The following is a 5,512-nucleotide window of genomic DNA, read 5'->3' on the forward strand; positions in this document are numbered from 1 at the left end:
GGGTATTACGGTGGCGGCACGCTGTATGCCCGGCCCCGTCGTATGGAGCCGCTGCTGTGAGCCGCCCGCCAGCCGGCCTGCCGGAAAACCTGCCCCAGGGCGAGCGTTTGTTGTGGCAGGGCGCCCCGGATTGGCGAACACTCGCCACCCGCGCGTTTCACCTCCGCGGATGGGCACTCTATTTCGCGCTCTTGCTCGTCTGGTATGTCGTATCCTCGCTACGGTCTGGGGAGACGCCGCCTGAAACCGCGGTGGCCACGTCGCGCTTCCTGGGCCTGGCCTTGGTGCCGTTGCTGCTGATCATCGCATATGCCTGGGCAGTGAGCCGGGCGACCACCTACACGATCACGGATCGCCGCGTCGTGATCCGGCTGGGGCTCGCCTTGCCGATGACGATCAACCTGCCATTCAATCGCATCGACACGGCATCGTTCCATGCCGACGCGGATGGCACCGGCAATATCGCGCTGGAGCTTGCCCCCGGGAACAAACTCGCGTGGTTCGTGCTGTGGCCGCATGCGCGTCCCTGGTACTTGGCGACGGCGCAGCCTATGCTCCGCGCGCTGCCGCAGGTTCAAGGCGTGGCGCAGTTGCTCGCGCGGGTACTGGCCGCATCGGCATCCGCACCAGTGGCGATCATTCCGCAATTGCAGGATCAGCAACACCCGGCCAAACTGGCCAGCAACCGCCCGCGCGCTGCTGCCTCAGCCTGACGGGCCGATAACGGAGGGGTTACGAGCGATGAACGTGGTAACGGCTCGCCAGTCGATGGTTCAGCGCCTGCCTGCGCTGGCGGTCTCGGGCATGATCGGGCTGGCGCTGGTGGCGGCGATCACCGGCCGTATCACGAACGCCGCCGCACCGCCGCCGGTCGCCACGATGGTCGATGGACGCGACATCCGGTTCGAGGATCGGGCGGACGGCGCGGTGCTGGTGTTCGATGGACACAGCGCCGTGCCGTTCGACGTCGTGACCGGGCAGAATGGGTTCCTGCGCGGCACGTTGCGCGGGCTAGCGCGCACACGCAAAAGCGAGGGGATTGATTCCAGCACGCCGTTCCACCTCTCGGCCTGGAACGACAACCGGCTGACCCTGGATGACCCGGCCACTGGCCGCCATGTGGAGCTGGAGGCGTTCGGCCCTACCAACGAAGCCGTCTTTGCCCGGCTTCTGCATGGCATAGGCGGCGTGTGATGTGGCCCTTCATGGCTGAAACCGTTGCGATCCGCTGTGACGTCGATATCGAGAAGACGCCCGACAGCCTTCACGCGCACGCCGTGCCCGACGGGATCGATATCCGGCCCGGCGACGTGGTGGTGGTGCACGGGGCCCCGACCAACATAGCATTCGGCGACCGCCTGACGTGCCAATGCCCGGCAACCGTCACCCGTGCCGGGCCGGTCGCGCGCTGGTGGACCGAGCTGACCGCGATGTTCGAACTGACGGACCTCTATGAAGTCGGCTTCCTGCCGAAGGAGATATCGTGAGCGCCACCCTGCAGGCCAAAAGCCCCAACGAGACGACGCGCCAGGCGCAGGAGGATACGGTCCTTAGCCCACGCTTCTACACCACCGATTTCGCCGCCATGGAGCGGATCGACGTCAGCGGGGTGCGTGCGGAATGGGACGGCTTGATCGCCGAGTTGCGCGCCGATACCAACCGCAACCATTTCGTCCGCAATGCCGAATTCGACCTCGACCTGTCGACCCTGCCGCCGGCGCTTCGGGCGGAGTTCCTGGAATTCCTGGTGTCATCAGTAACGGCGGAATTTTCCGGCTGCGTGCTGTATGCGGAAATCAAGAAGCGGATCAAGGCGGGTGATATCCACGACCTGTTCAACTTCATGACGCGGGACGAGGCGCGGCACGCCGGGTTCATCAACGACACGCTGAAGGATTTCGGCGTCGGCGTGGACCTCAGCTTCCTGACAAAGGCGAAGAAGTATACGTATTTCCGGCCTAAGTTCGTCTTCTACGCGACCTATTTGAGCGAGAAGATCGGCTACGCCCGCTACATCACCATCTTCCGCCATCTGGAGCGGCATCCGGAACACCAGTTCCACCCGATCTTTCGCTGGTTCGAGAATTGGTGTGCCGACGAATTCCGCCATGGGGAGGCGTTCGCCCTGCTGATGCGTGCCGACCCAAAGACGCTGAGCGGGATCAACCGCCTTTGGATCCGGTTTTTCCTGCTGGCGGTCTTCGCCACCATGTATGTGCGCGACCATGCACGCCCGGTGTTCCACGCCGCGCTGGGGATCGACCCGACCGAGTACGACTTCACGGTCTACCGGATCACGACCGAAATCGCCCGGCAGGTTTTTCCGATCTCGCTCAACCTCGACCATCCTGCCTTCGCCGCCGGGCTGGAGCGGTTGCGGCGCATCACCGTGGCCAAGGGTGCAGCGCGCCGGCAGGGCGGGCTGATCGGGCGGATCAAGGGCGCGGTGCTGACCGGCGCTGCCGCCTTGGCGTTCCTGCGCCTATTCCTGCTGCCAGTGGAGAACAATGCCGTTCCGCAGACCGTGCGTCTGAGCCCGTCCTGGTAAAAGGCATGTGGTCATTTCTCGCCCCGGCCGGATATGCATTGTTCATCTGGTGGTTCAGCACCGGGCTGATCATCTTGCTGGACAATCTGCCGCGCCGTACCTTCCGCTGGAGCATGCTGGGCGGAACGGCGGTGGGTGCGACGTCGCTGTATCGCCTGTGGGCAGGCGGCAGCGATACGTCGACGTCCGGGGTCTACGCCGCCTTCACCTACGGCCTCCTGGTTTGGGGGTGGCACGAGATGAGCTTCTTCATGGGCTATGTCACCGGGCCGCGGCGCGTCCCCTGCCCATCGGAGGCGGTGGGTTGGCGGCGCTTCGGCTTCGGCGTCATGGCCTGCCTCTATCACGAACTGGCAATCCTGATCAGCGCGGCGCTGGTCGTTGCCGCAACCTGGGGGGCGCCCAACCAGGTTGGGCTATGGACGTTCCTAACCCTGTGGGGCGCGCGGCAAAGTGCAAAGCTGAACGTGTTCCTGGGGGTATTGAACCTGAACGAGCAATTCGTGCCGCCGCATCTGGCGTTCCTGGCCAGCTATATGAAATGCCGCCCGATGAACCTGTTGTTTCCCATCAGCATCACTGCAGGCACGGTTCTGGCTGCTTGGCTCGCGCAGCGCGCAGCCGCACCTGGCATCTCGGCGCCCGACAGAGTGGGGCTGACGGTCGTCGCCGTCATGCTGGCGCTTGCCGTGGTGGAGCACTGGTTCCTCGTCCTGCCGCTGCCCTTTGCGCGGCTATGGAATTGGGCCGTTCGGCTACGCGGCAATGCAATGCAGGCCGGTCATGCCACGCGGGATGCGGAGACCGCCGAGTTGCCGGAGGCAAGGCAGACCAAGGGACGACTGCCGATTGGGAGAGTGCCGGTGGGATTTACCGCAAGCGTGCCGGTGCGAACCCGGGCCGCCACGCCGTAACCGGCCTATCATCAACACCCGCCGCGACGACACGCGGCGTATAAGGGGGAGAAGCAGCCATGGATTACGATTTTTTCTTCCGCAAACAGCTCGATGGGCTCCGGCGTGAGGGCAATTACCGCGTCTTCGCTGACCTGCAGCGCCGGGCTGGTAGCTTCCCACACGCCACCCACGTTCGCGAGCGTGGTCGGGCCGAGGTGACGGTCTGGTGCTCCAACGACTATCTCGGGATGGGTCAAAACCCGACCGTACTGGCCGCGATGCACGAGGCGCTGGATAGCTGCGGCGCAGGCGCCGGCGGGACCCGCAATATTGCGGGCACCAATCACTACCATGTGTTGCTGGAAGAAGAGCTGGCCGACCTGCACCGCACCGAGGCCGCACTGCTCTTCAACTCCGGCTATATGTCGAACTGGGCGGCGCTCAGCACCTTGGCTGGCCGGCTGCCAGGCTGCGTCGTTCTCTCGGATGAAAGCAACCATGCCTCCATGATCGAAGGCATCCGTCATAGCCGAGCGGAAAAGATTGTCTTCACCCATAATGACCCGACGGATCTCGACCGGAAGCTGAGCCGCCTGCCGGCCGATGTTCCGAAGCTGGTGGCGTTTGAATCCGTCTACTCCATGAATGGTGACATCGCGCCCATTGCCGAAATCTGCGATGTCGCCGAGCGGCACGGTGCCATGACGTATTTGGACGAAGTCCACGCGGTTGGCCTGTATGGCCCGCGCGGCGGCGGAGTTGCCGAGCAGGAAGGGCTGACGCACCGCCTTACGGTTATGGAGGGTACCCTGGCGAAGGGCTTCGGCGTCGTAGGGGGCTACATCGCAGCCTCCGCTACCTTGTGCGACTTCATCCGCAGCTTCGCTTCCGGCTTTATCTTTACCACGGCGCTACCACCCGCCATTGCTGCGGGTGCCCTGGCGAGCATCCGGCACCTCAAGACCAGCCGCAGTGAGCGGGTGGCCCAGCAGGACCGGGTTGTCCAGTTGCGCGCGGCCCTGGACCGGGCGGGGGTCCCGCACTACCGGAATGATAGCCATATCGTTCCGGTAATGGTCGGCAATGCCAAGCTGTGCAAGCAGGTGACGGATCGCTTAATGGACCAGTTCGGGGTTTATGTTCAGCCGATCAACTACCCCACGGTTCCGCGGGGTACCGAACGGCTGCGCATTACGCCATCGCCCTTTCACAGCGATGCCGATATTGCCCATCTCGTCGCAGCGCTATCGACGATCTGGTCCGAGCTGAGCCTACAAAGGGCTGCCTAGTCCATCGTACGTCGATCAATGACGCATTATTGACTCGCGCTTCTGCGATGCGGGGACAAGTGGATCGTTACTACAATGACACGCAGGGAAACAGACATGAATAGCGTAGATAGTCAGACGTCGCGCCGCACAGCAATGAAAACCGGGCTCGCTTTGATCGGAGGCGCGATCGTCACATTCGCGGCCACAGTCCGGGCCGGTGCGCAAGAGAAAATTGCCCAGGCGATGGTGCAGTATCAGAACATGCCCAAGGAAAACGCAAAGTGTAGCGTCTGCGTCAACTGGGTTGCGCCCAATGCCTGCAAGATCGTCGCCGGCACCATCAATCCAGAGGGCTGGTGCGTGGCCTTTGCGCCGAAAGAGTCCTGAAGGCCGTCTCGACAGTTGGGACCCGAATTTGCGGACGAACCTTCTCCCGCACCGGGATAGGGTTTGTCTGCGGCTGTTAAACCACAGTGAATTGCAGTGGGTCTTCCACGTTATTTACCATCGGCTACTTCGCCGGGGCCGTGGCAGCTGGAAGTGGCACAGGCGTGGCAGACAAGCTGCGCAGGTAGTCGATGACATCGGCACGCATCTTTGCGTCCGGGATGCCGGCAAAGGTCATTTTGGTGCCCGGCGCATAGGCCGCCGGCTTGGTCAACCACCTGTCCAGCTCCTCGAATGTCCACGGGCCCTGATGCGCCTTCAACCCGGCAGAATACTCAAACCCCGGCATGTGCGCATGCGGACCGCCGACGACGCCATAGAGGTTCGGGCCCAACCCCGCCTTCCCGCCC

8 protein-coding genes are annotated in these 5,512 nt (G+C 63.5%); 7 read left to right on the forward strand and 1 reads right to left on the reverse strand.

The annotated features are described in order from the left end of the window. Positions 1 to 56 precede the first annotated feature (56 nt). From puhB to GSQ76_RS15945, 7 genes are all read left to right on the forward strand, one after another. Positions 57 to 713, forward strand: coding sequence for a photosynthetic complex putative assembly protein PuhB (puhB, locus tag GSQ76_RS15915; RefSeq protein ID WP_158745007.1), 657 nt, complete (start codon positions 57 to 59; stop codon positions 711 to 713). 28 nt (positions 714 to 741) lie between these two features. Continuing rightward, positions 742 to 1,194, forward strand: a complete 453-nt coding sequence (gene puhC, locus GSQ76_RS15920; protein WP_158745009.1) for a photosynthetic complex assembly protein PuhC — start codon at positions 742 to 744, stop codon at positions 1,192 to 1,194. A gap of 11 nt (positions 1,195 to 1,205) precedes the next feature. Continuing rightward, a complete protein-coding gene (locus GSQ76_RS15925) occupies positions 1,206 to 1,487 on the forward strand; it encodes a hypothetical protein (protein WP_216851088.1) in 282 nt (93 codons plus the stop codon). Next, entirely contained in the window at positions 1,484 to 2,548 is a 1,065-nt protein-coding gene (acsF, locus tag GSQ76_RS15930) for a magnesium-protoporphyrin IX monomethyl ester (oxidative) cyclase (protein ID WP_254070439.1), read from the forward strand. The genes GSQ76_RS15925 and acsF overlap by 4 nt, the downstream gene beginning before the upstream one ends. Positions 2,549 to 2,553: 5 nt before the next feature. Continuing rightward, the gene (gene puhE, locus GSQ76_RS15935; RefSeq protein ID WP_158745013.1) at positions 2,554 to 3,462 is read left to right on the forward strand and encodes a putative photosynthetic complex assembly protein PuhE; all 909 of its coding nucleotides are present in this window, start codon (positions 2,554 to 2,556) and stop codon (positions 3,460 to 3,462) included. 59 nt (positions 3,463 to 3,521) lie between these two features. Continuing rightward, positions 3,522 to 4,733: a 5-aminolevulinate synthase gene (hemA, locus tag GSQ76_RS15940; RefSeq protein ID WP_158745014.1), complete on the forward strand. Its 1,212-nt coding sequence runs from the start codon at positions 3,522 to 3,524 to the stop codon at positions 4,731 to 4,733. 96 nt (positions 4,734 to 4,829) lie between these two features. Continuing rightward, a complete protein-coding gene (locus GSQ76_RS15945; RefSeq protein ID WP_158745016.1) occupies positions 4,830 to 5,102 on the forward strand; it encodes a hypothetical protein in 273 nt (90 codons plus the stop codon). Positions 5,103 to 5,226: 124 nt separating this feature from the next. Here the strand turns inward: GSQ76_RS15945 and GSQ76_RS15950 are convergent. Then, positions 5,227 to 5,512: c-type cytochrome (locus tag GSQ76_RS15950; protein ID WP_408836733.1), on the reverse strand; the 286-nt coding region annotated here is incomplete at its 5' end.

The sequence above is a fragment of the Acidisphaera sp. L21 genome (assembly GCF_009765685.1).
Lineage (GTDB): Bacteria > Pseudomonadota > Alphaproteobacteria > Acetobacterales > Acetobacteraceae > LMUY01.